The sequence below is a fragment of the Pseudomonas sp. FG86 genome (genome assembly GCF_057808775.1).
Genome location: NZ_JBMDIS010000006.1, coordinates 43,999 through 67,755, shown reverse-complemented (window position 1 = coordinate 67,755; position 23,757 = coordinate 43,999). Strand labels below are relative to the sequence as shown.

The window sequence follows — 23,757 nt, the reverse complement described above, 5'->3', positions numbered from 1 at the left end:
CTAGGTTCGAATCAAGTGGCCGCTGGCCGCAAGTAACTGGCCGTCCAATAATGCACCCTGGTCACCAAGAATCAACCGCCCCTCGGCAAACCAGCGAACAGCCAGCGGGTAAATCCTGTGTTCCTGGGTATGAACCCGTTGCGCAAGCGTCTGCGCCGAGTCGTCAGACTCTACCGGAACCACTGCCTGTACGACCAGAGGCCCGCCATCGAGTTCCTCGGTGACAAAGTGCACGCTGCAGCCATGCTCGCTGTCGCCGGCGTCGAGGGCGCGTTGGTGGGTGTGCATACCTTTGTACTTGGGCAGCAGGGAAGGGTGGATATTCAGCAGGCGCCCCGCGTAGTGCCGCACGAAGTCAGCGCTGAGGATGCGCATGAAGCCGGCAAGGACCACGAGTTCAGGGTTGAAGGTATCGATCAGTTCGATCAAGGCGCTGTCGAAGGCCTCGCGACCTTCGAAAGCCTTGTGATCCAGGGTGCGGGTTTCAATGCCCGCATCCCTGGCGCGTTGCAGGCCGTAGGCGTCGCTGCGGTTGGAGATCACCGCAGCGATGCGCACCGGGCTATCGCCGGTACGCGTGCTGTCGATCAGGGCCTGCAAGTTACTGCCGGTGCCGGAAAGCAGCACCACGACATCACAGGTCTGGGACATCAGTGAGCCTTGAGGTTCTTCAGTTCAACCTGCGCAGCGCCTTCAGGGGCGGTGGCGATCTGGCCGATGACCCAAGGCTGCTCGCCCGCTTCACGCAGAACGTTCAGCGCGGTTTCAACGTGCTCTTGCGCCACGCAGATCACCATGCCGACGCCGCAGTTCAGTACGCGGTGCATTTCGGTTTCATTGACGTTGCCTTTCTCTTGCAGCCAGTCGAAGACCGCCGGACGCTGCCAGCTGGCCACGTCGACAATCGCCTGGGCACCTTTGGGCAGTACGCGCGGGATGTTGTCCAGCAGGCCGCCACCGGTGATGTGGGCCATGGCCTTGACCGCGCCGGTGTCCTTGATCAGCTTGAGCAGTGGCTTGACGTAGATGCGTGTCGGAGCCATCAGCAGGTCGGTCAGCGGTTTGCCGTCGAGCTGGGTGTTCTCGATGTCGGCGCCGGACACTTCGATGATCTTGCGGATCAGCGAGTAGCCGTTGGAGTGCGGGCCGGACGATGGCAGGGCGAGCAGGGCGTCGCCGGCAGCCACTTTGGAGCCGTCGATGATCTCGGCCTTCTCTACCACGCCAACGCAGAAGCCGGCCAGGTCGTAGTCTTCGCCTTCGTACATGCCCGGCATTTCAGCGGTTTCGCCGCCGACCAGGGAGCAACCCGACAGTTCGCAGCCGGCGCCGATACCGGTCACCACTTGTGCAGCGGTGTCTACGTTCAGCTTGCCAGTGGCATAGTAGTCGAGGAAGAACAGCGGCTCGGCGCCGCACACCACCAGGTCGTTGACGCACATGGCGACCAGGTCGATGCCGATGGTGTCGTGCTTGTTCAGGTTCAGTGCCAGGCGCAGCTTGGTGCCCACGCCGTCAGTGCCGGAGACCAGCACGGGCTGCTTGTAGCCGGCCGGGATCTCGCAGAGGGCGCCAAAACCGCCCAGGCCGCCCATGACTTCGGGGCGCGCAGTGCGCTTGGCGACGCTCTTGATGCGTTCGACCAATGCTTCACCGGCGTCGATGTCTACACCGGCGTCCTTGTAGCTCAGGGAGGGTTGCTTGCTCATGATCCAGGCCTTTAGGGGGGATTCAGGGGTAACGACCGAGCTGGCGAAGGCTTTCATGAAGAGGCCCAGCCGTTGACGGTCTGCGAAGGCGCGCGATTTTATCAGGCTTGAGGGGCAGCGGCCATCCTCGGGCCGACGGGCAGGGCCACATAGATAAAAAAAGCGGGTTAAAAAAATGCTAACCGGGCCTGCCCAGGCACGTATTAAGGTATAGCCTTTAACTCGCTATCGTTATGACAGTACGAAAACTTACCGAGACTCCGTGAATGTTTTACCGGTCGCTGTGGTCACAGCCTTGGGAAACCGGGTTCGCGCGGTCTGTTCCAGCCGCTAAATTTGTCGTTCGGGAATCTTCCATGCGTCTGTGTAAATTCTTTTTTGTAGGCTGCCTGTCATTGGCCAGCCTGGCGAGTCATGCCGAAACCCTCAATGGCCTGTATCAAGTACTTGAACCGGTCAGCAGTCAGTCCCCGCAAGAGCGTGACCAGGCGACCCAGCGCGCCGTGCAGACCTTGGTCATCCGCCTCACCGGTGATGCCAAGGCCGCCGACGGCCCGAGCCTGGCGGCGGTGCGCAAGGACCCGCAGCAAATCATCAGCCAGTATGGCTACGACGCCGGCCCACCGGAAAGCCTGCAAGTGGATTTCGACCCGGTCAGCACTGATCGCGCCTTGCGTGAAGCCGGCCTGCCGATCTGGGGCAGCAACCGGCCATCGATCCTCGGCTGGTGGTTGAACGACTCCACCGACGGCAGCAGCCTGGTGGGCGATGGTCAGGCCGTCGCCCAAGCGCTACGCCGTGCGGCCCAACATCGTGGCTTGCCATTGCGCCTGCCGCTGGGCGATCTGGATGAGCAGGTCGTCGCCACTGCGCCGAATCTCGAAAGTGCCGATGCCACGCCCTTGCGCGCGGCCTCCGAACGCTATGGCGCCGACGCTTTGCTGGCGGTGCATGCGCGTCAGGACGGCAACCAGTGGCAAGCCAAATGGCGCCTGTGGCTGGGCGACAAGAGCGAGCAGGGCACCGCGCAAGGGGCCGACACCGCTGCCGTCGCCGATGCAGTGATGCTGGCCGTGAGCCAAAAACTGGCTCCCCGCTTTGCGGTCAAGCCGGGTGTCAGCACAGAACAATTGTTGGAAGTGCAGGGGATGAACCTGGAGCGGTATGCCGCCCTGGGGCATCTGCTGGAGCCGTTCGGCGGCCAGCCGCAGCTCGTTGACGGCAATCGTATTGTGTATCGCGTCAACGGCAGCGCCGATCAGTTGCGTACCCAGTTGAGCCTGGCCAAGTTGCAGGAGATTCCTGCCGCAGAGGCGCCGGTTCAGCAGCCCGTGGCAGATGGTACCCGGCCGGCTGTGGTAGCCCAGCCTCAGGCGCAACTGCGTTTTCGTTGGTAAATGTTCTTCCTGCTCTATATAGAAGCAGGAAGCAAATGACAGATGGAGTGGTTTATGGCGGATGCGCGTCGTTGGGTGTGGCTTGGCGGGATCGTCCTGCTGTGCGTTTTTGTGTTCCTGCTGCATTCGATCCTGACGCCGTTCCTGGTGGCGTTACTGCTCGCTTACCTGTTCGATCCGGTGGTGGATCGCCTGGAGAAAGCCGGGCTGTCGCGCACCTTGGGCGTGGTAGCGGTGTTTGCGCTGTTTACGTTGATCATTACCGCGCTGGTGTTGGTGCTGGTGCCGATGCTGGCCAAGCAACTGTTTCGCCTTTATGAGTTGGCGCCGCAGATGCTCGACTGGCTGCAGCACACGGCGATGCCGTGGGCCCAGGCCAAGCTCGGCCTGGCGGATGGCTTCTGGAAGTTCGACAAGGTCAAGGCGGCGATCAGCGAGCATATGGGCCAGACCACCGATATCGTCGGTGTCGTGCTCAGCCAGGCGACGGCTTCCAGCTTGGCGCTGATCGGCTGGCTGACCAACCTGGTGTTGATCCCGGTGGTGGCGTTCTACCTGTTGCGGGACTGGGACATCATGATGGCCAAGATCCGCAGCCTGCTGCCGCGCGACCGCGAGGAGCGCATTGTGTCCCTGGCCGGGGAGTGCCACGAGGTGCTTGGCGCGTTCGTGCGTGGCCAGTTACTGGTGATGCTGGCCCTGGGGGTTATCTACGCCGCCGGATTGATGGCGATCGGCCTGGAGCTGGGCCTGTTGATCGGCTTGATCGCCGGGCTCGCCGCGATCGTGCCCTACATGGGCTTCGTGATTGGTATCGGCGCGGCGCTGGTGGCCGGGTTGTTCCAGTTTGGCGGCGATTTGTACCCGATGCTGGGGATTGTCGCGGTATTCATGGTCGGCCAGGCCCTGGAAGGCATGGTGCTCACGCCGCTGCTGGTGGGGGACCGTATCGGCCTGCACCCGGTGGCGGTGATCTTTGCGATCCTGGCGGGCGGTGAGTTGTTCGGTTTTACCGGCATCCTGCTGGCGCTGCCGGTGGCGGCGGTGATCATGGTCCTGGTGCGCCATCTGCATGATCTGTACAAGGATTCGGATGTGTATACGGGTGTCGAAGACCCCGAGTTGTAATTGCAGTGTCACAAACCCGGTCGATGGCCGGGTTTGTTGTTTCTGGCGCCTGCGTGTCAAATATTCCGCTTGAATCCAGCAAGTTAACGCAAACCTTTGATTTTGCTTGTGGTCTGTTGCATTGTGCGCCCGGCGTCACGGGTATAAACTTTGCAAACTTTACACAGAGGCCACTAACGGTTCGATTGGAGCCGTTCAGTCAGCATGAAACCGATTCAGCTGCCCCTAGGTGTGCGTCTGCGTGATGACGCCACCTTTATCAATTACTACCCAGGCGCCAATGCCGCTGCACTCGGCTATGTCGAGCGGCTCTGCGAAGCCGACGCCGGGTGGACTGAAAGCCTGATCTATCTGTGGGGCAAGCATGGCGTGGGGCGGACCCACCTGTTGCAAGCCGCATGCCTGCGCTTCGAGCAAATGGGCGAGCCGGCGGTCTACCTGCCCTTGGCCGAGTTGATGGACCGCGGTATCACGATATTCGACAACCTTGAGCAGTATGAGCTGGTGTGCCTGGATGACCTGCAGGCGGTTGCCGGCAAAGCTGATTGGGAAGAGGCGCTGTTTCATCTGTTCAACCGCCTGCGCGACAGCGGCCGCCGCCTGCTGATTGCCGCGTCCACCTCGCCCCGTGAGCTACCGGTCAAACTGGCCGACCTGAAATCGCGCCTGACCCTGGCACTGATCTTCCAGATGCGCCCCCTGTCCGACGAAGACAAGTTGCGAGCCCTGCAATTGCGCGCGTCCCGTCGCGGCCTGCACCTGACCGATGAGGTGGGGCACTTTATCCTCACCCGTGGCACGCGCAGCATGAGCGCATTGTTCGATCTGCTCGAACAGCTCGACCAGGCCTCTTTGCAGGCCCAGCGCAAGCTGACCATTCCCTTCTTGAAAGAAACCCTCGGCTGGTAGTCAGCCCTTGTTTTTCGGGGCTTTCGGCAAATTCCAGGCGCCAGAAAACCTGCGTTTTGGCCGGTTTGGCCGCGCAAAAGGCACGTATAGGGTATTAAGGGCTTAGATGTCATGGCGCAAACAGTAAGTCACATAGATCACGATTGAATTTGCAAATCGATGTGATAGAAGGCATAGTCTCGACTTCTTTACACATCAGCCACGGTCGTGCCCATGCTAAATCGCTTCGCACCCCTCGTGCCTCTCGCACTCGTTACCCTATTGTTTGGTTGCGCCTCCCACCCTCAACAAGTGGCTGAGCAGCACAAAACCCAACAGCAAGCCCAGGCAAAATTTGTTGCTGCACAGTCTTCTACTGTTTACGAAGAAGAAGTGGCAACCGAAAAGGAACTGGCCGACTTTGCCGGCAGCAAGCCTTATCAGCTTCCCGTTCTGGCCGACAGCATCCTCGAACGCGGCATGTCCCTGATCGGTACCCGTTACCGTTTCGGCGGTACCTCTGAAGCCGGTTTCGACTGCAGCGGTTTCATCGGCTACCTGTTTCGTGAAGAAGCTGGCATGAACCTGCCACGCTCCACTCGCGAAATGATCAACGTGAAAGCACCGTTGGTCGCGCGCAACAACCTCAAGCCCGGTGATCTGCTTTTCTTCAGTACTGCAGGCCGTGGTCGTGTCAGTCACGCCGGTATCTACTTGGGCGATAACCAGTTTATCCACTCCAGCAGCCGTCGCAGTGGCGGTGTTCGAGTCGACAACCTGGGTGACAGCTACTGGAGCAAAACCTTTATCGAAGCCAAGCGCGCACTCGCCATGGCCCCGACAACGGTTACCGCCAGCAAGTAAAGTTAAAGTGATACTTGAAGTTTGACGTGTAAGCGCTAGAATCCCTGGATATTGTTGTAATCCGTTCGCGCAAGCTTTGCTTGCGCGTTCTGGTTTTCAGCGTTCGGCAGCGAAAGCCGCATCCAGACCAGGATTGTTCTGCACATGTCGACCTCGGCCCGCCTGATTCTTATTGTTTGCGCCGCGCTCCTCAGCGCCTGCGCAAGCCGCACACCGCCGCCCGCTCACGTAGCGGCCAAGCCTAAGCCGGTGTTCAACTATTCCAGCCAAAGTTTCTCGCCTGCTGCTGAAGATGTGCTCTTCCGCGCGCTGGGCCTGGTCGGCACGCCTTACCGATGGGGCGGCAATACGCCGGATTCGGGTTTTGATTGCAGTGGCTTGATCGGCTTCGTCTACCGCGATGCCGCTGGCATCTCCCTGCCGCGCACCACTCGCGAATTGATCGTGATGCGCGCCCAGGATGTCAGCGAAGAAAACCTGCAGACCGGTGACTTGCTGTTCTTCGCCACCGGTGGTGGATCACAGGTCAGTCATGCCGGGATCTATGTAGGCGAAGGGCGCTTTGTGCATGCGCCACAAACGGGCGGTACGGTGAAGCTGGACACCTTGTCCAAAGCCTATTGGCAGAACGCCTACCTGAGTGCCAAGCGCGTATTGCCGGCTGAGCACTTGGCCCGCAATCCCTAAGCCAGACACCGAACCCAATGTGGGAGGGGGCTTGCTCCCGATAGCGGTGTGTCAGTCACTGAATGCATGGACTGACACGCCCTCATCGGCAGCAAGCTCCCTCCCACATTTTTTGTGGTGGTCTTGAGAAAAGTTACTTAACTGCAGACACCCGCCACACCTTATTCCCCACATCATCCGCCACCAGCAGGTCCCCCTGCTGATCGATCACCACACCCACCGGCCGGCCCATAGCGTTCTCATCCTTGTCGAGGAACCCGGTCAGCACGTCCACTGGCTGCCCCTTGGGTTTGCCACCTTCGAACGGCACAAAGATCACCTTGTAGCCACTGTGCGGCTTGCGGTTCCATGACCCGTGCTGGCCGATAAAGGCGCCGTTGACGAACGGTGCAGGTAATTTGCTGCCTTCGGCGAAGGTCAGCCCCAGCGAAGCGGTATGCGGGCCGACGGCGTAGTCTGGTGCGATCGCCTTGGCGACCAGGGCCGGGTCCTGTGGTGTGACACGCACATCCACATGTTGCCCGTAGTAGCTGAATGGCCAGCCATAAAACGCGCCATCCTTGACCGAGGTGATGTAGTCCGGCACCAGGTCGCTGCCGATCTCATCGCGCTCGTTGACCGCGGTCCACAGCTTGCCGCTCTGCGGTTCCCAGGCCATGCCGTTGGGGTTGCGCAGGCCCGAAGCGAAAATCCGGTGCTGGCCACTGGCGCGATCGACTTCCCAGATCGCCGCCCGACCTTGTTCCGCTTCCAGGCCGTTCTCGCCGACGTTGCTGTTGGAACCGACGCTCACATACAACTTGCTGCCGTCCTTGCTGGCCACCACGTTTTTCGTCCAGTGGTGGTTGATGCTGCCGCCCGGCAGGTCGACCACCGTGGTGCCGGCCTGCGTGATTGCGGTTTCGCCCGGTTGATAGGGAAAGCGCAGCAGCTTGTCTGAGTCGGCCACGTAGAGGTCGTTGCCCACCAGGGTCATGCCGAACGGCGAGTTGAGATTCTCCAGGAAGACCGTGCGGGTCTCGGCGACGCCATCGTGATCGGCATCGCGCAGCAAGGTGATGCGGTTCGGGCTGGGCACGCCGGCACCGGCACGGCCCATGACCTTTTCCATTACCCAGCCGCGAATGCCCTTGGCGTCATCCGGCTTGGGCGGCGCATTGGTTTCGGCCACCAACACATCGCCATTGGGTAGCACATACAGCCAGCGAGGGTGATCCAGGCCTTCGGCGAACGCTGTCACTTGGGTGCCCGCGGCGGCGGTTGGCTTCATGCCATCAGGCCAGCCAATGGCTGGGGCGATATTCACGGTGGGGATCAGGGTCTTGTTGGGCTCTGGCAGTTGGGGCGAAGGGCCGGTGCCATCCGATACCTTCAAGGTCGAGCTTTCTCCGCAGGCAGCGAGGGTGCCTGCGACCATGATCAGTAGGGCGAGTCTTGTTTTATGCATGGTTTTCTCCTGAATGCCTGTAAGGGTAGAGGAGTGCTGCGGCACGATGGTTCAAGTGCAAGGCCAGCTTTAATTGACGCTCCCCCCCCAACCCACTAACCTTCGCGACTTGTTTCAGGTGCTCTGTGACCCAAGGGTCGACTGAGTGAAACAGGGAAGCCGGTGAGTGAGCGCACTTGTACACAGTGTTGCCGCAATTCCGGCGCTGCCCCCGCAACGGTAAATGAGTCAAGACGGTGCTATTGGCCACTGTATCGCGCTGCGATATGGGAAGGCGCAGCGTCGGCCTGCTTTCTATAAAGCGAGCCACTCATGAGTCCGGAGACCGGCCTGGATCATCCAACAGCATCACGGTGGGCGATGCTTGGCTGTCTGTTTTTGTTTTTTCCTGCCCGCCGTTTTTGTCCAGCCCCAACGGAGAGCTGCCATGACCGATTCCCCCGACCGCGACGAACGCCACCTGGCGCGCATGCTGCGCAAAAAAGCCGTGATTGACGAGCGCATTGCCAATTCCCCGAACGAATGCGGTTTGCTGCTGGTGCTGACCGGCAACGGCAAAGGCAAAAGCAGCTCTGCGTTCGGCATGCTCGCGCGCGCCATGGGCCACGGCATGCAGTGCGGCGTGGTGCAGTTCATCAAAGGCCGTAACAGCACCGGCGAAGAATTGTTCTTCCGGCGCTTCCCCGAACAAGTGCGCTTTCACGTCATGGGCGAAGGCTTCACCTGGGAAACCCAGGACCGCCAGCGCGACATCGCCGCCGCCGAGGCCGCCTGGGCCGTGTCTCGCGAACTGCTGCAAGACCCGAGCATCGGCCTGGTGGTGTTGGATGAACTGAACATCGCCCTCAAGCATGGCTACCTCGACCTGGACCAGGTACTGAGCGACCTGCAAGCCCGTCCGCCGATGCAGCACGTGGTGGTTACCGGCCGTGGCGCCAAGCCGGAGTTGATCGAGATGGGTGACACCGTCACCGAAATGGGCATGCTCAAGCACGCGTTCCAGGCCGGTATCAAGGCACAGAAGGGCGTCGAACTTTGAATCAGCCCCGTCATTGTCCGGCCGTACTGATCGCCGCACCGGCGTCCGGCCAGGGCAAAACCACGGTCACCGCTGCGCTGGCCCGTTTGCACCGCAACCTGGGGCGCAAGGTACGCGTGTTCAAATGCGGCCCGGACTTCCTCGACCCGATGATCCACGAACGCGCCAGCGGTGCGCCGGTGTATCAGTTGGATATGTGGATGGTTGGCGAGCAGGAAAGTCGTCGCTTGCTGTGGGAAGCGGCAGGGGAGGCCGACCTGATCCTGATCGAAGGCGTCATGGGCCTGTTTGACGGTACGCCGTCCAGCGCTGACCTGGCGCGGCACTTCGGTGTGCCGGTGCTGGCGGTGATCGACGGCACCGCCATGGCCCAGACCTTCGGTGCCCTGGCCCTGGGCCTGGCGCGTTATCAGCCGGACTTGCCGTTTGCCGGTGTGTTGGCCAACCGTGTCGGCACCCTGCGCCATGCGCAACTGCTCGAAGGGAGCCTCACCGAAGGCTTGCGCTGGTACGGCGCGTTGTCCCGTGAAACCGGGATTGAGTTGCCCAGCCGCCATCTTGGCCTGGTGCAAGCCAGCGAACTGAATGATCTCGACGTCCGCCTGGACGCCGCTGCCCAGGCCCTGGGCAACAGTTGTGAAGTTGCCTTGCCGCCGCCGGTGACCTTCGCCGCGCCTGAAGTGATCGAAGCCGAACCGCTGCTCGCCGGTGTGCGCATCGCCGTGGCCCGTGACGAAGCCTTTGCCTTCACCTATGGCGCCAGCCTGGATCTATTGCGGGCGATGGGGGCCGAGTTGCGCTTTTTCTCACCGATTCATGATCGCCAAGTGCCCGAGGCCGACAGCCTCTATCTGCCAGGCGGGTACCCGGAGCTGCATCACCAGGCGCTGGCGGAAAACACCTCGATGCTCGATGCCATCCGTGCCCATCATGCTGCCGGTAAACCCTTGCTTGCCGAGTGTGGCGGCATGCTCTACCTGCTGGACTCGCTCACCGATGTCGACGGCACCCGTGCCGAGCTGGTCGGCCTGTTGCAGGGGGATGCGGTGATGCAGAAGAAACTGGCGGCCCTTGCCCTGCAAAGCGTCGAGTTGCCGGAAGGCGTATTGCGCGGGCACACCTACCACCATTCCCTGACCAGCACCGACTGGCAACCGATCGCCCGTGGCTTGAGCCCCAACGGCGGGCGGGGTGCCGAGGCGGTGTATCGGCAAGGGCGGATGACCGCTTCCTACGTGCACTTCTACTTCCCCTCCAATCCCCGTGCGGTTGCCGCGCTGTTTGCGCCCGACCTTGAGTCAGCCCAGTCCCATGAGTGACAACGCTTTCCCCCCGGCCGAGCGCGACGCCGTTTACCGCGCCATCGCCGAACGCCGTGACATGCGCCATTTCACCGGCGGCACGGTGGCCCCGCATTTGCTGCATCGCCTGCTCCAGGCCGCGCATCAGGCGCCCAGCGTCGGCTTGATGCAGCCCTGGCGCTTTATCCGCATCAGCGACCGCCAGCTACGAGGGCAGATCCAGCAACTGGTGGAGGAAGAACGTATACGCACCGCCGAAGCCTTGGGCGAGCGCTCCGATGAATTCATGAAGCTCAAGGTCGAAGGCATCCATGACTGCGCCGAAGTGCTGGTGGCGGCGCTGATGGACGATCGCGAGCGGCATATCTTCGGGCGACGTACCTTGCCGGAAATGGACATGGCCTCCCTGGCCTGCGCGATTCAGAATCTGTGGCTGGCCGCGCGCGTCGAGGGCTTGGGCATGGGCTGGGTCTCGCTGTTCGAACCCCGGGCCCTGGCCGACCTGCTGGGTTTGCCGCCTGGCGCGAAACCCCTGGCGGTGCTGTGCCTGGGGCCGGTCGACGCCTTCTACCCGGCCCCGATGCTGCAGCTCGAAGGCTGGACCGAACCGCGTCCGCTGAGTGACATGTTGTATGAGAATGTGTGGGGAGTAAGTCAATGAGTGTGGCCTTGCTGTGTGTCGCCGCGGTGGCGCTGGATGCGCTGCTGGGTGAACCCAGGCGCTGGCATCCGCTGGTGGCGTTTGGCAATTTCGCCGGACGCATCGAGCAACGTTTCAATAGCGGTGGCCGTGGCTGGCGCAGCCACGGCGTGACCGCGTGGGTGATAGCGGTGGTGCCGTTGACGCTGTTGGCCACCGCGTTGTCGTGGGCACCCTATATCGGTTGGGTGTTGGAGGTGCTCGCACTGTACTGCGCCCTCGGCATGCGCAGCCTTGGCGAGCATGTGATTCCGGTGGCCCAGGCCCTGCGCAGCGATGACCTGGATGAGGCCCGCAAGCGCGTGAGCTACCTGGTCAGCCGCCAGACCAGCGAACTGGACCGTACTGAAGTCGCCCGTGCCGCCACCGAGTCGGTGCTGGAGAATGGCAGCGACGCAATATTTGCTGCGCTGTTCTGGTTCGTGGTGGCCGGCGTGCCGGGTGTGGTGCTCTACCGCCTGAGCAACACCCTCGACGCGATGTGGGGCTATCGCAACGAACGCTTCGAACGCTTCGGCTGGGCCGCGGCGAAGATCGACGATGTACTCAACTATGTGCCTGCGCGCCTGGTGGCCTTGACTTACGCGTTGCTGGGCAAGACTCGACTGGCGCTCAAGTGCTGGCGCACCCAGGGGCCGACCTGGGACAGCCCGAATGCCGGGCCGGTGATGGCCGCTGGCGCAGGCGCCTTGGGCGTCGAGTTGGGCGGTGCGGCGATTTATCATGGTGAGGTGCACCAGCGCCCTCAGTTGGGAGAAGGTCCACCGGCCGATGCCGACGCCATCGACCGTGGCTGGCAACTGGTGCAACGCGGCGTATGGTTGTGGTTGCTGATCCTATGTGCAGGGGCGCAATTCTATGCTTGAACACGGCGGCCGCCTGCGCAAGGCGGCGATTCAATACGGCATTGCCGAAGCCGATTGGCTCGACCTGTCCAGTGGCCTGGCGCCATGGCCGTGGCCGATCCCCGAGATCCCACAGCGGGCCTGGGCACGCTTGCCGGAAACCGACGACGGTCTGGAGCAGGCCGCGAGCGAATATTACGGGGTGGCGCACGTATTGCCGGTGGCGGGTTCCCAGGCGGCAATCCAGCTGCTGCCGCGCCTGCGGCGTGCCGGCAAGGTCGGCGTGCTGTCGCCGTGTTATGCCGAGCACGCCGAGGCCTGGCGCCGCGCGGGTTACGTGGTGCGCGAAGTGCAGGAACAAGAGGTCGATTTCTTTCTCGACAGCCTTGATGTGCTGGTGGTGGTCAACCCTAATAACCCCACGGGCCTGAGCCTGGCGCCGCAACGCCTGCTCGACTGGCATACACGGCTGGCCCAGCGTGGCGGTTGGCTGGTGGTGGACGAAGCCTTTATGGACGTGACCCCGCAGTTGAGCCTGGCGGGCCAGGCCCATCAGGTCGGCCTGATCGTGCTGCGCTCGTTCGGTAAATTCTTCGGCCTGGCCGGCGTTCGACTGGGTTTTGTGCTGGCCGAACGCAAGTTGCTCAAGCTATTGGCCGAACAGGTCGGACCTTGGGCCGTCAGCGGTCCGACGCGAGTACTGGGCCAGGCCTGCCTGCGCGACACCGCCGGGCAGGTTCAACAGCGCGCGCGTTGCATTGAAGCCGGCCAGCGCTTGTTCGCATTGTTGGAGCGGCATGGTTTTCAGCCCCAGGGCGGTTGCGCCCTGTTCCAGTGGTTGATCACCCCGCACGCCGAACGGCTGCACGAATTCATGGCCCAGCGCGGCATCCTGCTGCGTCTGTTCGTACACGACAGCAGCCTGCGCTTCGGCCTGCCAGACACGGAAGCAGACTGGCTGCGCCTGGATGAAGCGCTGACCGCCTATAAGGACGTTGCATGAGTACGCTGATGGTGCAGGGCACCACCTCCGATGCCGGCAAAAGTACCTTGGTGACCGCGCTATGCCGCTGGCTGGTGCGCCAGGGCGTGGCGGTCGTGCCGTTCAAGCCGCAGAACATGGCCCTCAACAGTGCCGTGACGGCCGAAGGCGGCGAGATCGGTCGCGCCCAGGCGGTGCAGGCCCAGGCGGCGAACCTGGCGCCCCACACCGACATGAACCCGGTGCTGCTCAAGCCCAACAGCGACACCGGCTCCCAGGTCATCATCCATGGGCGCGCGGTGACCAGCATGAACGCGGTGGCCTATCACGACTACAAAGCCATCGCGATGCAGGCAGTACTGGCTTCCCATGCACGGTTGAGCGCAGCCTACCCGGTGGTGATGGTGGAAGGCGCGGGCTCCCCGGCAGAGATCAACCTGCGCGCCAATGACATCGCCAACATGGGCTTTGCCGAGGCGGTGGATTGCCCGGTGCTGCTGATCGCCGACATTAATCGGGGTGGAGTGTTCGCCCACCTGGTCGGCACCCTCGAATTGCTGTCGCCCAGCGAACAGGCCAGGGTCCAGGGCTTTATCATCAACCGTTTCCGCGGCGACATCGCGTTGCTGCAACCAGGGCTGGACTGGCTGGAAGCACGCACCGGCAAACCGGTCGTGGGCGTCTTGCCCTATGTGATGGACCTGCACCTGGAGGCCGAGGACGGCATCGACCAGCGCCAGATCGACAAGGCAGCGCAGGTGCTCAGGGTGGTGGTGCCGGTGCTGCCGCGCATCAGCAACCACACCGATTTCGATCCGTTGCGTCTGCATCCCCAGGTGGATTTGCAGTTTGTCCGCCCGGGCCAGGCGATTCCGTCGGCCGACCTGATCATCCTGCCGGGCTCGAAAAGCGTTCGCAGCGACTTGGCCTACCTGCGCGCCAACGGCTGGGACGCCGCCGTGACACGGCACTTGCGCTATGGCGGGAAGGTGCTGGGGATATGCGGCGGTTTGCAAATGCTCGGCGAGCAGGTCCACGACCCACTGGGCCTGGAAGGGCCTCCCGGTTCCAGTGACGGCCTGGGGTTGCTGGCGTTCAGTACGACCCTGGAAGCAGAGAAACAACTGCGCAATGTGCGCGGGCGCCTGCTGCTGGAGGATGCCGAAGTCAGTGGCTATGAGATCCACGCAGGCGTGACGTCGGGCAGTGCGTTGGAGCGCGCCGCGGTACGCCTGGAGGATGGCCGCTGCGACGGTGCCCAGAGCGCGGACGGACAAATCCTCGGCACCTATCTGCATGGCGTGTTCGAGACGCCCGCCGCCTGCAGTGCCTTGTTGCGTTGGGCCGGTTTGCAGGCGGTACAGGCCGTGGATTACCACGCGTTGCGCGAGCGCGATATCGAGCGATTGGCGGACTTGGTGGAGCATCACCTGGATACCGGGTTATTGCGCCGTTTATGTGGAGTCGCGCCATGCGCCAACTGATTCTCGGCGGTGCGCGCTCCGGCAAAAGCCGCCTGGCTGAAAAACTCGCCAGCGACAGCGGCCTGCCTGTCCTCTATATCGCCACCAGCCAACCCTTGGACGGCGAAATGAACGACCGCGTCGCCCTGCATCGCCAGCGTCGCCCCGACACCTGGGGGCTGATCGAGGAACCACTCGAACTGGCCCGGGTGCTGCGCGACAACGCCGCGCCCGGCCGCTGCCTGCTGGTCGATTGCCTCACGCTCTGGCTAACCAACCTGCTGATGCTCGACAACCCCGAGCGCCTGGTCTTGGAACGCGACCAACTGCTGGACACCCTGGCCTCGCTGCCAGGTGAAATCATTTTTGTCAGCAACGAGACCGGTTTGGGTGTCGTGCCGCTGGGCGAATTGACTCGCCGCTATGTGGATGAAGCCGGTTGGCTGCATCAAGCCTTGGCCGAGCGTTGTCAGCGTGTTGTCCTGACGGTGGCCGGCCTGCCCCTGACGTTGAAAGGTACTGCGTTATGACTGACACCTGGTGGCTTAATCCCTGTAAGGCGATTGACGCTCAAGCATACGAACAAGCACTGGCACGCCAGCAGCAATTGACCAAGCCGGCCGGTTCCCTGGGCCAGCTGGAAGCGCTGGCCGTGCAATTGGCGGGCCTGCAAGGCCGAGTCAAGCCGTCGGTCGAACACCTGTGGATCGCCATCTTTGCCGGCGACCACGGCGTGGTGGCGGAGGGCGTGTCGGCCTATCCCCAGGCCGTTACCGGCCAGATGCTGCATAACTTTATCAGCGGCGGCGCGGCGATCAGTGTGTTGGCGCGGCAGCTGGATGCGCAGTTGGAAGTGATCGACCTGGGTACCGTGACGACGTCGCTGGCACTGCCCGGCGTGCGTCACTTGAATATCGGTGCGGGCACCGCCAACTTCGTCAACGCCCCGGCGATGACTGAAGCGCAGGGGCGCCTGGCGCTGCAAGCCGGGCGGGATAGCGTCCAGCGCGCCGTGGAGCACGGCACCCAGCTGTTTATCGGCGGCGAGATGGGCATTGGCAACACCACCGCCGCCAGTGCGTTGGCCTGCGCCATGCTCGATTGCCCGGTGAGTGACCTGACCGGTCCGGGGACGGGCTTGAATGCCCAAGGCGTGAGCCACAAAGTGGCGGTCATCGAGCTCGCCCTGGCCCGGCATGCCGGGCAGCGCGATGATGCATTGCACACCCTGTTCAACCTCGGTGGTTTTGAGATCGCGGCGCTGGTCGGGGCCTACCTGGCGTGTGCCCAGGCCGGCATCGTGGTGCTGGTAGACGGGTTTATCTGCAGCGTCGCCGCGCTGGTCGCCACACGCATGAACCCAGCCTGCCGCGAGTGGCTGGTGTTTGGCCATCGTGGCGCCGAGCCTGGCCATCGCCATGTGTTGCAACGCCTCGAGGCGCAGCCGTTGCTGGACCTCGGCCTGCGCTTGGGCGAAGGCAGTGGTGCGGCGCTGGCGGTGCCGTTACTGCGCCTGGCCTGTGCGTTGCACGGGCAGATGGCGACATTCGCCGAAGCCGCTGTGGCAGACCGCCCGGCATGACCTTGCACCTGGACCTGCTGCGCCACGGCGAAACCGAATTGGGTGGCGGCCTGCGCGGCAGCCTCGATGATGCGCTCACCGATAAGGGGTGGGCGCAGATGCACGCCGCGGTGCTGGGTCAGGGGCCGTGGGACCGCGTGATCAGTTCGCCGCTGCAACGCTGTGCGCGTTTTGCCCAGCAATTGGGTGCGACGCTTAACCTGCCGGTGAGCCTGGAAAAAGATCTGCAGGAACTGCATTTCGGCGCCTGGGAAGGGCAGAGCGCGGCGGCGCTGATGAAGACCGATGCCGAAGGGCTGGGATTGTTTTGGGCCGACCCTTACCGCTTTACGCCGCCTGATGGCGAGCCCGTCAGTGACTTTTCTGCGCGGGTCCTGGGCGCCATCTCACGCTTGCATCAGGCGTATGCCGGCCAGCGCGTGCTGTTGATCAGCCATGGCGGTGTGATGCGTTTATTGTTGGCGCGCGCGCGTGGCCTGCCACGTGAGCAACTGTTGAACGTCGAGGTCGCGCACGGTGGCCTGTTCAGCCTGCAGGTCGGCGCCGACGGCGCGTTGAAGGAAGGTACCTGAAGATGCTGCCGTTCTGGATCGCCCTGCAGTTCCTCAGCAGCTTGCCGGTTCGCCTGCCGGGTATGCCGCAGCCGCAGGAATTGGGGCGATCGTTGCTGTTTTACCCGGTGGTTGGCTTGTTGTTCGGGTTGCTGCTATGGGCCCTGAATGTGGCATTGGCCGGGGCCCCGTTGTTGCTGCATGCCGCGCTGTTGCTGACCGCCTGGGTGCTGCTCAGTGGTGGTTTGCACTTGGATGGCCTGGCGGACAGCGCGGACGCCTGGCTCGGTGGTTTCGGCGATCGCGAGCGCACGTTGACGATCATGAAGGACCCCCGCAGCGGGCCGATTGCCGTGGTCACGCTGGGCTTGGTGTTGCTGCTTAAATTCGCTGCACTGGTGGCGCTGATCGAGCAGCACAATGGCGCGGCGCTGATCCTGGCACCGCTGATCGGGCGGGCGTCGATGCTGGCGCTGTTCCTGACCACGCGCTATGTGCGCGCCGGTGGCTTGGGCCAGGCGCTGTCGGATCATCTGCCCAGGGTGGTCGGCCAGCAGGTGCTGATCCTCAGTGGCCTGGCCTGCATCCTGATCGGCGGCTTCAACGGTGGGATCGCCGTGCTGCTGGCGGCGTTCTGCTTCGTGGGCCTGCGCCACCTGATGGTCAAGCGCCTGGGCGGAACCACCGGCGACACCGCAGGTGCCCTGTTGGAACTGCTGGAAGTGGTCGTCTTGGTTGGCCTGGCGCTGTAACACTTTCTTGCATTTCGTTAATCGCGGGTATATACACGCTCCATGCTTGCCTCCCAATGTTTATGCACCAACCTGCGACGCGCCGCCCGTGGCGTCAGCAGGCATTACGACGGCGCTCTCGACGGCTTCGGGATCAACGTTGCCCAGTATTCTTTGCTGTGTAACTTGCAGCGCCTGGATCAACCGAGTATTTCCAGCCTGGCCGAAGCCATGGGCCTGGATCGCAGCACCTTGGGGCGTAACCTGCGGGTACTGGAGGGCGAGGGCCTGGTACGGTTGATCGAAGGGGATGACCAGCGCAACCGCCTGGTGTTGTTGACCGAAGCGGGTGAAGCACGATTGGCCGCCGCCTTGCCGGCCTGGGAAGCGGCACAGCAAAAACTGATCGATCAATTGGGCGCGGAAAAACGCGAAACCCTGTTGGCCTTGCTGGATGAGCTCGCCTGAACGCGGGTTTGTTCGACTATAAGCGGGTATATACCCGCGAGCGGAGAATAAGAAATGACCTCGATGTGGCGCACCAGTGGCTGGATTCTTGTGGGGAGTGCGCTGATCCTGGCGTTGTCCTTGGGCGTGCGGCATGGCTTCGGGCTTTTCCTGGCGCCGATGAGCGCCGAATTCGGCTGGGGTCGTGAGACCTTTGCCTTTGCCATCGCCTTGCAGAACCTGATCTGGGGCCTGGCGCAACCCTTTACCGGGGCCCTGGCCGACCGCTTTGGCGCGACCAAGGCTGTGTTCATCGGCGGGGTGCTGTACGCCGCGGGGCTGGTGTTGATGGGCATGTCCGATTCGGCATGGTCGTTGTCGCTGAGTGCGGGGTTATTGATCGGTATTGGTCTATCCGGCACATCATTCTCGGTGATTCTTGGGGTGGTGGGCCGCGCCGTTCCGCCGGAGAAACGCAGCATGGCCATGGGCATTGCCAGCGCCGCGGGGTCTTTCGGCCAGTTCGCCATGGTGCCGGGTACCCTGGGCTTGATCAGTTGGCTGGGCTGGTCAGTAGCCTTGCTGGCGTTGGGCTTGATGGTCGCGTTGATCCTGCCGCTGGTGGCCATGCTCAAGGACCGTCCACTGCCGACCCTGGCGGGCCAGCAAACCTTGCGGGAAGCGTTGAAGGAAGCCTGTTCCCATTCCGGATTCTGGCTGCTGGCGTTCGGTTTTTTCGTCTGTGGTTTCCAGGTGGTGTTTATTGGTGTGCATCTGCCGGCGTACCTGGTGGACCAGCACCTGCCCGCCACGGTCGGTACGACGGTACTGGCGTTGATCGGCCTGTTTAATATCTTTGGCACCTACACCGCCGGTTGGCTCGGTGGGCGCATGTCCAAGCCGCGCTTGTTGACGGGGCTGTACCTGTTACGCGCGGTGGTGATCATGCTGTTCCTGTGGGCGCCGGTGACGGAAATCACGGCCTACCTGTTCGGCATGGCCATGGGCTTTTTGTGGCTGTCCACCGTACCGCTGACCAATGGCACGGTGGCGACGTTGTTCGGTGTGCGAAATCTCTCCATGCTCGGCGGGATCGTGTTCCTGTTCCACCAGCTCGGTTCGTTCCTCGGTGGCTGGCTGGGCGGGGTGGTCTATGATCGAACCGGCAACTACGATTTGATCTGGCAGGTGGCGATTCTGTTGAGCCTGCTCGCCGCCGCCCTGAACTGGCCGGTACGCGAGCGGCCGGTGGCGCGCTTGCAGGCGCAGATGGAGGCGGCATGAGTGTAGCGTTACGTGGTCTGATCCTCGTCGCGGGGTTGATCCTGGTGCTGCTGGCCTGGTGGGGCTGGCAGCATGGCGGGCTGGCGTTGATGCAACTGGGTATGGCGATCTGTTAAGTTCGTGGTCTGAATATTTTTAAGGACACACGACATGCAGATGCGTTGGCTCGCTGTACCCGTCCTAATGGCCATTGGCAGTGCCGCCCTGGCCGCCAGTTGTCCGCCGCTGCTGGAAGGCCAGTTGCCCAAGCTGCGCGCCAAGGAATCCATCGACCTGTGCCAGCGCTTTGCCGGCAAGCCCCTGGTGATCGTCAACACCGCCAGCTTCTGCGGGTTCGCCCCGCAGTTCAAAGGCCTCGAAGCGTTGTACCAACGCTACAAGGGCCAAGGGCTGGAAGTGATTGGCGTGCCGTCCGATGACTTCAAGCAGGAAGCCAAGACCGGCGAAGAGACCGCCAAGGTCTGCTACGTGAATTACGGCGTGACCTTCACCATGACCGAGCCGCAGAAGGTCAAGGGGCCGGATGCGGTGCACCTGTTCAAGGTGCTGGCGCAACAGACCAACGCGCCGAAGTGGAATTTCTACAAGTATGTGGTGGATCGCCAGGGCAAGGTGATTGCCAGCTTTTCCAGCCTGACCAAGCCGGACAGTCCGGAGTTGATCAAGGCAGTGGAAGAGGCGCTGGCGTCGAAACCCTGAGCATTGCCCAGTAGAAAGCCCCGCCTCCTTTACAGGAGAGCGGGGCTTTTTAATGAGCGTTGGATCAGAACTTGTACGTCACACCCAGGCCGAAACCGTTGGCGCTGTTTTCGTACTTGGCATTGTAGGACTGGCCCAATGCGTTGGCGCGAGCGACCTTGACTGGTTCTTCCTTGAGGTAGGAGTAAGCCAGGTCAACGGTCATATTCGGCATTACATCGTAACCCAGGCCGAGACTGAAGATAGTCCGGTCACCGGTTGGGATGCGCGGCGAACGGTCGGTATTGTTGGTCGGCGACTGGTCGAAGGTCAGGCCGGTACGCAGCACCACTTGCTTGGTGACACGATACGAGGTACCCAAGGCATAGGCCCAAGTGTCGTGCCAATTCTGGTCTTCCTTGATGGTGCCGACAATTTGCGGAGCCAAGGCACCGCTACCGGCGGCGGCCGATACACCTTCGTTGTTGACGGTAATGTCTTTCAAGCGGCTCCAACGGGTCCAAGTAGCGCCTGCGTAGAGTTTCCACGCGTCGCTCATGTCTTGAGTAACCGAGAAGTCCCAGGATTCAGGCGTGTCGATCTTCAGCGACGCGTCGTAGCGGCCATTGTTCAGCAGCACAGCTGGAACGTTGGTGCCTTTGGTCACTTCAGTATGGCCTTCGAGCTTGTACTTCACTTTCGAGTGGTAGGTCAGACCCACGCGAGTTGTATCAGTGGCTTGAACCAGCAGGCCGGCATTGAAGCCGACGGCGGTGTCATCTCCCTTGATCTTGATGTTGTTGGAGCCGGTACCAGCGATTGGCAGGTTGATATCGGACTCAAGCGTACCAGCGATACGGTTGATGGTCGGGCCAAAACCAATGGATACCCGATCGTTGAAGGCGTAGCTCACCGTAGGCTGGAAGGTGATGACCGTCACTTCGCTCTTGCTGCCAAAAGCTTTACCTTGGAAGCCACTTTCGTAGTCTGTCACCAGGCCAAACGGAGCATAGACGCCGAAACCGACAGCCCATTGTTCGTTGAGTTTATTGGTGTAGAAACCGAATGGCACGGCAGTAAAAGGCACCATGTCGCCTTTGTTGGACCCGCTGGAGCGGCCGCTGGCATTTTTGATATCGGTCGAAGCATCGATCGCTGCAGCACCACCGGTAATTTGCTGGCCTTCAAGGCGGGCCATACCGGCAGGGTTACCAAAGACAGTGCTTGCGTTTTCGGCAGAGGAGGAACGTCCTGCGAAACCTGTCCCCATTCCTGCGACGTCTTGTTCGTTAAGGGCAAAGCCACTTGCGAAGACGTGGGAAGAGGCCATGGCAACGGCGAGGCTAAGTGTGGTCTTGAGCATTACTTTTTTCATTATTAGAACTCCGTGGTGATCACCGCTGCGGAAAGTATCAATAAAATTAACATCGCGCTATAGGCTGTAATGCAGGAGATAGAGCCGTTTTGTAGGACAATCCGACCAAAATTCCGGTTTTTTGCCGAATCTTGCAAATTGCCCGGTCAGCAGGCCACGTGATTCATGGGTGAAACACAGGTTTGCCAGGCTTGGGCGAAATCGCGCAGCCTTCCTTGAGGGTGAAATATTTCTTTCCAGATACGTGCCATTCCCAGCACATCGCCGGGCGGTGGTAAGGCTGGGCGATGTTGTTCCACCAGCAGCCAGGCGATGGCGGTGGCGTAACGCAAGTTAACCGTCAATTCCAACTGGGGCGCACTGAGGAACGCATGTTGACTGGCCAGCCCGCGTACGAGGCTGGCGCGCTCGGGATCCAGCGCCAGGTAGTCGTCCCAGAGCGCGCGGTGGCGGGTTTCGGTGATGCTGTACAGGCCATGGCCGCGTCGATCATGCAGGGCGGAACCCAATTCCGACTGGCTGGCGGCAATCCCCAGCAGGAGGGATTCAGCGCTCGGGTGAGGGTGGCCAAGATAAAATAACGTCGGCCTGATCACATAACGACACAATTCACTGGCGGCGATACCCATACAAGCCTCAATCCGTGAAAGTGGTCGACGATGCCTGGGAAGGGGGGCTTGGCAGCAGTGAATCGGATCCCAGGCTCGTCGTAAGCGGATCATGCCGCTTGAGTTGAAGTGTAGTGTCATATTCGTGATGTAAAAGACTGTTTTTAAAACATCTTCTCTAATCAGTTATAACGGTTATATCTATTTGAGCTTAATCCGCGAGCGTCGGGTTCGAATTCCGGGCAATAAAAAACCCTGTGTTTTAGACAGGGTTTTTGTATTTCAGCGACTCGGGTCGATCAGGCAACCAGTGCCTGACGGGTACGCTCGATCACGGCCTGCAGCGGCTCTGCGCTGGAGTATTGATCGGGGTACAGGCGTTCGCTGTGACGAGCGATACCGTGTTCGTTGACCAGGGTGAAGCTGAAGCAGCCTTTGCGAGCGGCCATGATCAGGCAGTTCATTGGAGCAAAAGCGTTGGTAAGGGTGCGAATGGCATCCTGAGTATGGATAGTGGACATATTATTGGTGTTCCTACAAATGACACGGTTAAGAACCGTGCAACGTTAAAACGTTCCAGTGACGTTGATCACCATTGATCGAACGAAGAACCCGACTGGAACAAAGCAGCCAGTTTGAAGCGCTAATAAGTTAGGCGCGCTTGGGCTGGCAGGTAGGTACTTAGGAGGGCAGGCAACACAACAGGGGCAAAGGTTCTGGGCCCAGGGTGAAGATCCTGATCAATTTGCAGGCTGGTTCGGTCAGAGTATTGAGTCTTCGCGACACCCTTTGCTTGTTCAAGGCCGTGTCGTCGCAAGGAATACCTGGAAACCATCGAGGTGGTCGATCCCGTGTTGTACAGGGGAGTTGTTCGACCAGAATTGACTTTCAGCTTGGTACTAACGCTGCGGATAGTAACGGATTGAAACAGGGAAAGGAAGTGTGCTAACGAAAAAACTTTAATCAGCCGCCCAGCAGCCCGCGATATACCAGCACGGTAACCGCTGCAGCCAGCGAGCATCCCAGGCCATAGGTGGCCAGCGTCAGGCGCAGGGACTTGCCGGTTTCCACCACCTTCATCACATCGCGCATATCGTTGATCCGGCCTTCACCCAATTCGATGCACAGACTCACTGCCGTAAACGCCGCCGACAACAGGATCGCGATGGCAAACAGTGCGCCATCCGGGGAGGGCAGCGCTGCGTTGATCCCAAGCGACGTCGCGCAAATGGTCAGTAACAGTAAGGCGAACAACAGAATTCCTTTCATCGGTTCGTACACGGCTGCGCTTTAGGTGTGGGGAGTGTGGCGACCGCGGATGATTTTGAAAAGTCCCTTGGGTTGTCGCAGCGGTAACAGTTCTGGGCGAGATCGAATCAAAAAAACAGGCGATATAACCAATGGATGTGTACTTGTGCACATTGGTTGCGTGATGTGTAACCTGGCTGTCAAGTGTCTTGCTGCGCCGCCATTTGCCTGGGATGAAAATTTAAGTCAATGAAAAATATCGCTTTTTTTTATTGGTGAAAAAATCGTCAGTTTGACTGCGGCCCCCGTTCCATGGGCCTTTGCGCGAGTTAAAGATGGGTTGTCCACTGAGTTATCCACAGCTTCTGTGGATTGTCCCGAGCGCTTGCTCTAGCACGGGCGTGCAGAGTTTTTTCAGCTTTACGTGTACGAAAAAAAGAGTAGAGTGGCGCGCCCTCCGGTTTGTCCCACAGTGCTTTATGAAGTTTCGCTCAGTATCACCTTCTGTTACCAGCACGCCCCCGACTGTTACCGCACCCAAGCGTTTTTCCTTGAAGGTCGCCTTGTGGCTGCTCGATAGCCCACGCCTGGGGCACAGCACTAACGTCAAGCATTTTGCCGGACGTCTGCTGAAACAACCTGCGCGAGATGGCGTGGTGGTTGCGCAAAGCCGTCTGGGCCAACTGATGTGTCGCGAATGCGGCAGCGCCCGTGACCGCCGTATCGGCCATGACCTCTTGCGCCTGGCTGCGCGTGCCGGTGACCGGCGCGCCCAACGCGAATTGGGTCAGCTCAAAGACTGA

At 61.2% G+C, this 23,757-nt stretch carries 26 protein-coding genes and 1 riboswitch; of the genes, 19 read left to right on the top strand and 7 right to left on the bottom strand.

Features of this window, described 5'->3' with window-relative positions; all coding sequences use genetic code 11:
• Positions 1-651 carry a phosphoribosylglycinamide formyltransferase gene (gene purN / locus ACODSV_RS05905; RefSeq protein ID WP_024076774.1) on the bottom strand — a complete coding sequence of 217 codons (651 nt, stop codon included), beginning with the start codon at positions 649-651 and terminating at the stop codon, positions 1-3.
• A complete protein-coding gene (purM, locus tag ACODSV_RS05900; RefSeq protein WP_069076830.1) occupies positions 651-1,709 on the bottom strand; it encodes a phosphoribosylformylglycinamidine cyclo-ligase in 1,059 nt (352 codons plus the stop codon). The genes purN and purM overlap by 1 nt, the downstream gene beginning before the upstream one ends.
• A gap of 356 nt (positions 1,710-2,065) precedes the next feature.
• On the opposite strand from purM, the gene ACODSV_RS05895 reads away from it, so the two are divergent.
• The 5 genes from ACODSV_RS05895 to ACODSV_RS05875 all read left to right on the top strand — a co-directional run bounded on the left by ACODSV_RS05895 (position 2,066) and on the right by ACODSV_RS05875 (position 6,673).
• Positions 2,066-3,106, top strand: a complete 1,041-nt coding sequence (locus ACODSV_RS05895) for a DUF2066 domain-containing protein (RefSeq protein ID WP_102624202.1) — start codon at positions 2,066-2,068, stop codon at positions 3,104-3,106.
• 54 nt (positions 3,107-3,160) lie between these two features.
• Positions 3,161-4,234 (top strand): AI-2E family transporter, encoded by a 1,074-nt coding sequence (locus ACODSV_RS05890; protein WP_024076771.1) that lies wholly within the window; start codon positions 3,161-3,163, stop codon positions 4,232-4,234.
• Between the two features lie 204 nt (positions 4,235-4,438).
• Positions 4,439-5,143 carry a DnaA regulatory inactivator Hda gene (gene hda, locus ACODSV_RS05885; protein ID WP_024076770.1) on the top strand — a complete coding sequence of 235 codons (705 nt, stop codon included), beginning with the start codon at positions 4,439-4,441 and terminating at the stop codon, positions 5,141-5,143.
• A 213-nt stretch (positions 5,144-5,356) separates the two neighbouring features.
• Entirely contained in the window at positions 5,357-5,986 is a 630-nt protein-coding gene (locus ACODSV_RS05880) for a C40 family peptidase (RefSeq protein WP_150055605.1), read from the top strand.
• A gap of 144 nt (positions 5,987-6,130) precedes the next feature.
• Positions 6,131-6,673 carry a C40 family peptidase gene (locus ACODSV_RS05875; RefSeq protein ID WP_024076768.1) on the top strand — a complete coding sequence of 181 codons (543 nt, stop codon included), beginning with the start codon at positions 6,131-6,133 and terminating at the stop codon, positions 6,671-6,673.
• Positions 6,674-6,806: 133 nt separating this feature from the next.
• Here ACODSV_RS05875 and ACODSV_RS05870 read toward each other — a convergent pair whose 3' ends face one another.
• Positions 6,807-8,120 carry a PQQ-dependent sugar dehydrogenase gene (locus tag ACODSV_RS05870; RefSeq protein WP_102624206.1) on the bottom strand — a complete coding sequence of 438 codons (1,314 nt, stop codon included), beginning with the start codon at positions 8,118-8,120 and terminating at the stop codon, positions 6,807-6,809.
• A 99-nt stretch (positions 8,121-8,219) separates the two neighbouring features.
• Positions 8,220-8,468, top strand: a riboswitch (cobalamin riboswitch).
• Between the two features lie 79 nt (positions 8,469-8,547).
• On the opposite strand from ACODSV_RS05870, the gene cobO reads away from it, so the two are divergent.
• The 13 genes from cobO to ACODSV_RS05805 all read left to right on the top strand — a co-directional run bounded on the left by cobO (position 8,548) and on the right by ACODSV_RS05805 (position 19,744).
• Positions 8,548-9,159 carry a cob(I)yrinic acid a,c-diamide adenosyltransferase gene (gene cobO, locus ACODSV_RS05865; protein WP_010208674.1) on the top strand — a complete coding sequence of 204 codons (612 nt, stop codon included), beginning with the start codon at positions 8,548-8,550 and terminating at the stop codon, positions 9,157-9,159.
• On the top strand, positions 9,156-10,478 hold the full coding sequence (locus ACODSV_RS05860) for a cobyrinic acid a,c-diamide synthase CobB (RefSeq protein ID WP_024076766.1): 1,323 nt from the start codon (positions 9,156-9,158) through the stop codon (positions 10,476-10,478). Before cobO ends, ACODSV_RS05860 begins: the two co-directional genes overlap by 4 nt.
• Entirely contained in the window at positions 10,471-11,121 is a 651-nt protein-coding gene (gene bluB, locus ACODSV_RS05855) for a 5,6-dimethylbenzimidazole synthase (protein WP_150095319.1), read from the top strand. Before ACODSV_RS05860 ends, bluB begins: the two co-directional genes overlap by 8 nt.
• Positions 11,118-12,026: an adenosylcobinamide-phosphate synthase CbiB gene (cbiB, locus tag ACODSV_RS05850; protein WP_069076833.1), complete on the top strand. Its 909-nt coding sequence runs from the start codon at positions 11,118-11,120 to the stop codon at positions 12,024-12,026. The genes bluB and cbiB overlap by 4 nt, the downstream gene beginning before the upstream one ends.
• Entirely contained in the window at positions 12,019-13,008 is a 990-nt protein-coding gene (gene cobD / locus ACODSV_RS05845) for a threonine-phosphate decarboxylase CobD (RefSeq protein ID WP_069076834.1), read from the top strand. Before cbiB ends, cobD begins: the two co-directional genes overlap by 8 nt.
• Positions 13,005-14,471, top strand: coding sequence for a cobyric acid synthase (locus tag ACODSV_RS05840; protein ID WP_150055683.1), 1,467 nt, complete (start codon positions 13,005-13,007; stop codon positions 14,469-14,471). The genes cobD and ACODSV_RS05840 overlap by 4 nt, the downstream gene beginning before the upstream one ends.
• The gene (cobU, locus tag ACODSV_RS05835) at positions 14,459-14,980 is read left to right on the top strand and encodes a bifunctional adenosylcobinamide kinase/adenosylcobinamide-phosphate guanylyltransferase (protein ID WP_150055684.1); all 522 of its coding nucleotides are present in this window, start codon (positions 14,459-14,461) and stop codon (positions 14,978-14,980) included. Before ACODSV_RS05840 ends, cobU begins: the two co-directional genes overlap by 13 nt.
• Complete coding sequence (cobT, locus tag ACODSV_RS05830; protein WP_150055685.1) at positions 14,977-16,032, top strand: nicotinate-nucleotide--dimethylbenzimidazole phosphoribosyltransferase; 1,056 nt, start codon at positions 14,977-14,979, stop codon at positions 16,030-16,032. The genes cobU and cobT overlap by 4 nt, the downstream gene beginning before the upstream one ends.
• Positions 16,029-16,604 carry an alpha-ribazole phosphatase family protein gene (cobC, locus tag ACODSV_RS05825; RefSeq protein WP_150055686.1) on the top strand — a complete coding sequence of 192 codons (576 nt, stop codon included), beginning with the start codon at positions 16,029-16,031 and terminating at the stop codon, positions 16,602-16,604. The genes cobT and cobC overlap by 4 nt, the downstream gene beginning before the upstream one ends.
• Before the next feature lie 2 nt (positions 16,605-16,606).
• A complete protein-coding gene (locus ACODSV_RS05820; protein ID WP_150055687.1) occupies positions 16,607-17,335 on the top strand; it encodes an adenosylcobinamide-GDP ribazoletransferase in 729 nt (242 codons plus the stop codon).
• Between the two features lie 42 nt (positions 17,336-17,377).
• Positions 17,378-17,782 carry a MarR family winged helix-turn-helix transcriptional regulator gene (locus ACODSV_RS05815; RefSeq protein ID WP_024076757.1) on the top strand — a complete coding sequence of 135 codons (405 nt, stop codon included), beginning with the start codon at positions 17,378-17,380 and terminating at the stop codon, positions 17,780-17,782.
• A 63-nt stretch (positions 17,783-17,845) separates the two neighbouring features.
• On the top strand, positions 17,846-19,045 hold the full coding sequence (locus tag ACODSV_RS05810; protein ID WP_162163611.1) for an MFS transporter: 1,200 nt from the start codon (positions 17,846-17,848) through the stop codon (positions 19,043-19,045).
• 150 nt (positions 19,046-19,195) lie between these two features.
• Complete coding sequence (locus tag ACODSV_RS05805) at positions 19,196-19,744, top strand: glutathione peroxidase (RefSeq protein ID WP_024076754.1); 549 nt, start codon at positions 19,196-19,198, stop codon at positions 19,742-19,744.
• A gap of 64 nt (positions 19,745-19,808) precedes the next feature.
• Here the strand turns inward: ACODSV_RS05805 and ACODSV_RS05800 are convergent, their stop codons facing one another.
• The 4 genes from ACODSV_RS05800 to ACODSV_RS05785 all read right to left on the bottom strand — a co-directional run bounded on the left by ACODSV_RS05800 (position 19,809) and on the right by ACODSV_RS05785 (position 22,975).
• Positions 19,809-21,098 carry an OmpP1/FadL family transporter gene (locus ACODSV_RS05800; protein WP_150055689.1) on the bottom strand — a complete coding sequence of 430 codons (1,290 nt, stop codon included), beginning with the start codon at positions 21,096-21,098 and terminating at the stop codon, positions 19,809-19,811.
• A gap of 146 nt (positions 21,099-21,244) precedes the next feature.
• On the bottom strand, positions 21,245-21,727 hold the full coding sequence (locus ACODSV_RS05795) for a hypothetical protein (RefSeq protein ID WP_024076752.1): 483 nt from the start codon (positions 21,725-21,727) through the stop codon (positions 21,245-21,247).
• A 278-nt stretch (positions 21,728-22,005) separates the two neighbouring features.
• A complete protein-coding gene (locus ACODSV_RS05790; protein WP_024076751.1) occupies positions 22,006-22,227 on the bottom strand; it encodes a hypothetical protein in 222 nt (73 codons plus the stop codon).
• 442 nt (positions 22,228-22,669) lie between these two features.
• Positions 22,670-22,975 carry a hypothetical protein gene (locus ACODSV_RS05785; protein ID WP_069077446.1) on the bottom strand — a complete coding sequence of 102 codons (306 nt, stop codon included), beginning with the start codon at positions 22,973-22,975 and terminating at the stop codon, positions 22,670-22,672.
• Between the two features lie 458 nt (positions 22,976-23,433).
• Between ACODSV_RS05785 and ACODSV_RS05780 the strand changes: the two genes are divergently transcribed.
• The gene (locus ACODSV_RS05780) at positions 23,434-23,757 is read left to right on the top strand and encodes an SEL1-like repeat protein (RefSeq protein ID WP_024076749.1); all 324 of its coding nucleotides are present in this window, start codon (positions 23,434-23,436) and stop codon (positions 23,755-23,757) included.

Bases quoted from the DNA above. Each gene is read 5' to 3' on its own strand.
- cobD (WP_069076834.1), top strand. From the start codon at position 12,019: ATGCTTGAACACGGCGGCCGCCTGCGCAAGGCGGCGATTCAATACGGC.
- hda (WP_024076770.1), top strand. From the start codon at position 4,439: ATGAAACCGATTCAGCTGCCCCTAGGTGTGCGTCTGCGTGATGACGCC.
- cobU (WP_150055684.1), top strand. From the start codon at position 14,459: ATGCGCCAACTGATTCTCGGCGGTGCGCGCTCCGGCAAAAGCCGCCTG.
- cbiB (WP_069076833.1), top strand. From the start codon at position 11,118: ATGAGTGTGGCCTTGCTGTGTGTCGCCGCGGTGGCGCTGGATGCGCTG.
- ACODSV_RS05785 (WP_069077446.1), bottom strand. From the start codon at position 22,975: ATGAAAGGAATTCTGTTGTTCGCCTTACTGTTACTGACCATTTGCGCG.
- ACODSV_RS05820 (WP_150055687.1), top strand. From the start codon at position 16,607: ATGCTGCCGTTCTGGATCGCCCTGCAGTTCCTCAGCAGCTTGCCGGTT.
- bluB (WP_150095319.1), top strand. From the start codon at position 10,471: ATGAGTGACAACGCTTTCCCCCCGGCCGAGCGCGACGCCGTTTACCGC.
- ACODSV_RS05780 (WP_024076749.1), top strand. From the start codon at position 23,434: ATGAAGTTTCGCTCAGTATCACCTTCTGTTACCAGCACGCCCCCGACT.
- ACODSV_RS05815 (WP_024076757.1), top strand. From the start codon at position 17,378: ATGCTTGCCTCCCAATGTTTATGCACCAACCTGCGACGCGCCGCCCGT.
- ACODSV_RS05875 (WP_024076768.1), top strand. From the start codon at position 6,131: ATGTCGACCTCGGCCCGCCTGATTCTTATTGTTTGCGCCGCGCTCCTC.
- ACODSV_RS05795 (WP_024076752.1), bottom strand. From the start codon at position 21,727: ATGGGTATCGCCGCCAGTGAATTGTGTCGTTATGTGATCAGGCCGACG.
- cobT (WP_150055685.1), top strand. From the start codon at position 14,977: ATGACTGACACCTGGTGGCTTAATCCCTGTAAGGCGATTGACGCTCAA.
- ACODSV_RS05890 (WP_024076771.1), top strand. From the start codon at position 3,161: ATGGCGGATGCGCGTCGTTGGGTGTGGCTTGGCGGGATCGTCCTGCTG.
- ACODSV_RS05805 (WP_024076754.1), top strand. From the start codon at position 19,196: ATGCAGATGCGTTGGCTCGCTGTACCCGTCCTAATGGCCATTGGCAGT.
- cobO (WP_010208674.1), top strand. From the start codon at position 8,548: ATGACCGATTCCCCCGACCGCGACGAACGCCACCTGGCGCGCATGCTG.
- ACODSV_RS05870 (WP_102624206.1), bottom strand. From the start codon at position 8,120: ATGCATAAAACAAGACTCGCCCTACTGATCATGGTCGCAGGCACCCTC.
- ACODSV_RS05800 (WP_150055689.1), bottom strand. From the start codon at position 21,098: ATGAAAAAAGTAATGCTCAAGACCACACTTAGCCTCGCCGTTGCCATG.
- ACODSV_RS05895 (WP_102624202.1), top strand. From the start codon at position 2,066: ATGCGTCTGTGTAAATTCTTTTTTGTAGGCTGCCTGTCATTGGCCAGC.
- purN (WP_024076774.1), bottom strand. From the start codon at position 651: ATGTCCCAGACCTGTGATGTCGTGGTGCTGCTTTCCGGCACCGGCAGT.
- cobC (WP_150055686.1), top strand. From the start codon at position 16,029: ATGACCTTGCACCTGGACCTGCTGCGCCACGGCGAAACCGAATTGGGT.
- ACODSV_RS05880 (WP_150055605.1), top strand. From the start codon at position 5,357: ATGCTAAATCGCTTCGCACCCCTCGTGCCTCTCGCACTCGTTACCCTA.
- purM (WP_069076830.1), bottom strand. From the start codon at position 1,709: ATGAGCAAGCAACCCTCCCTGAGCTACAAGGACGCCGGTGTAGACATC.
- ACODSV_RS05790 (WP_024076751.1), bottom strand. From the start codon at position 22,227: ATGTCCACTATCCATACTCAGGATGCCATTCGCACCCTTACCAACGCT.
- ACODSV_RS05840 (WP_150055683.1), top strand. From the start codon at position 13,005: ATGAGTACGCTGATGGTGCAGGGCACCACCTCCGATGCCGGCAAAAGT.
- ACODSV_RS05810 (WP_162163611.1), top strand. From the start codon at position 17,846: ATGTGGCGCACCAGTGGCTGGATTCTTGTGGGGAGTGCGCTGATCCTG.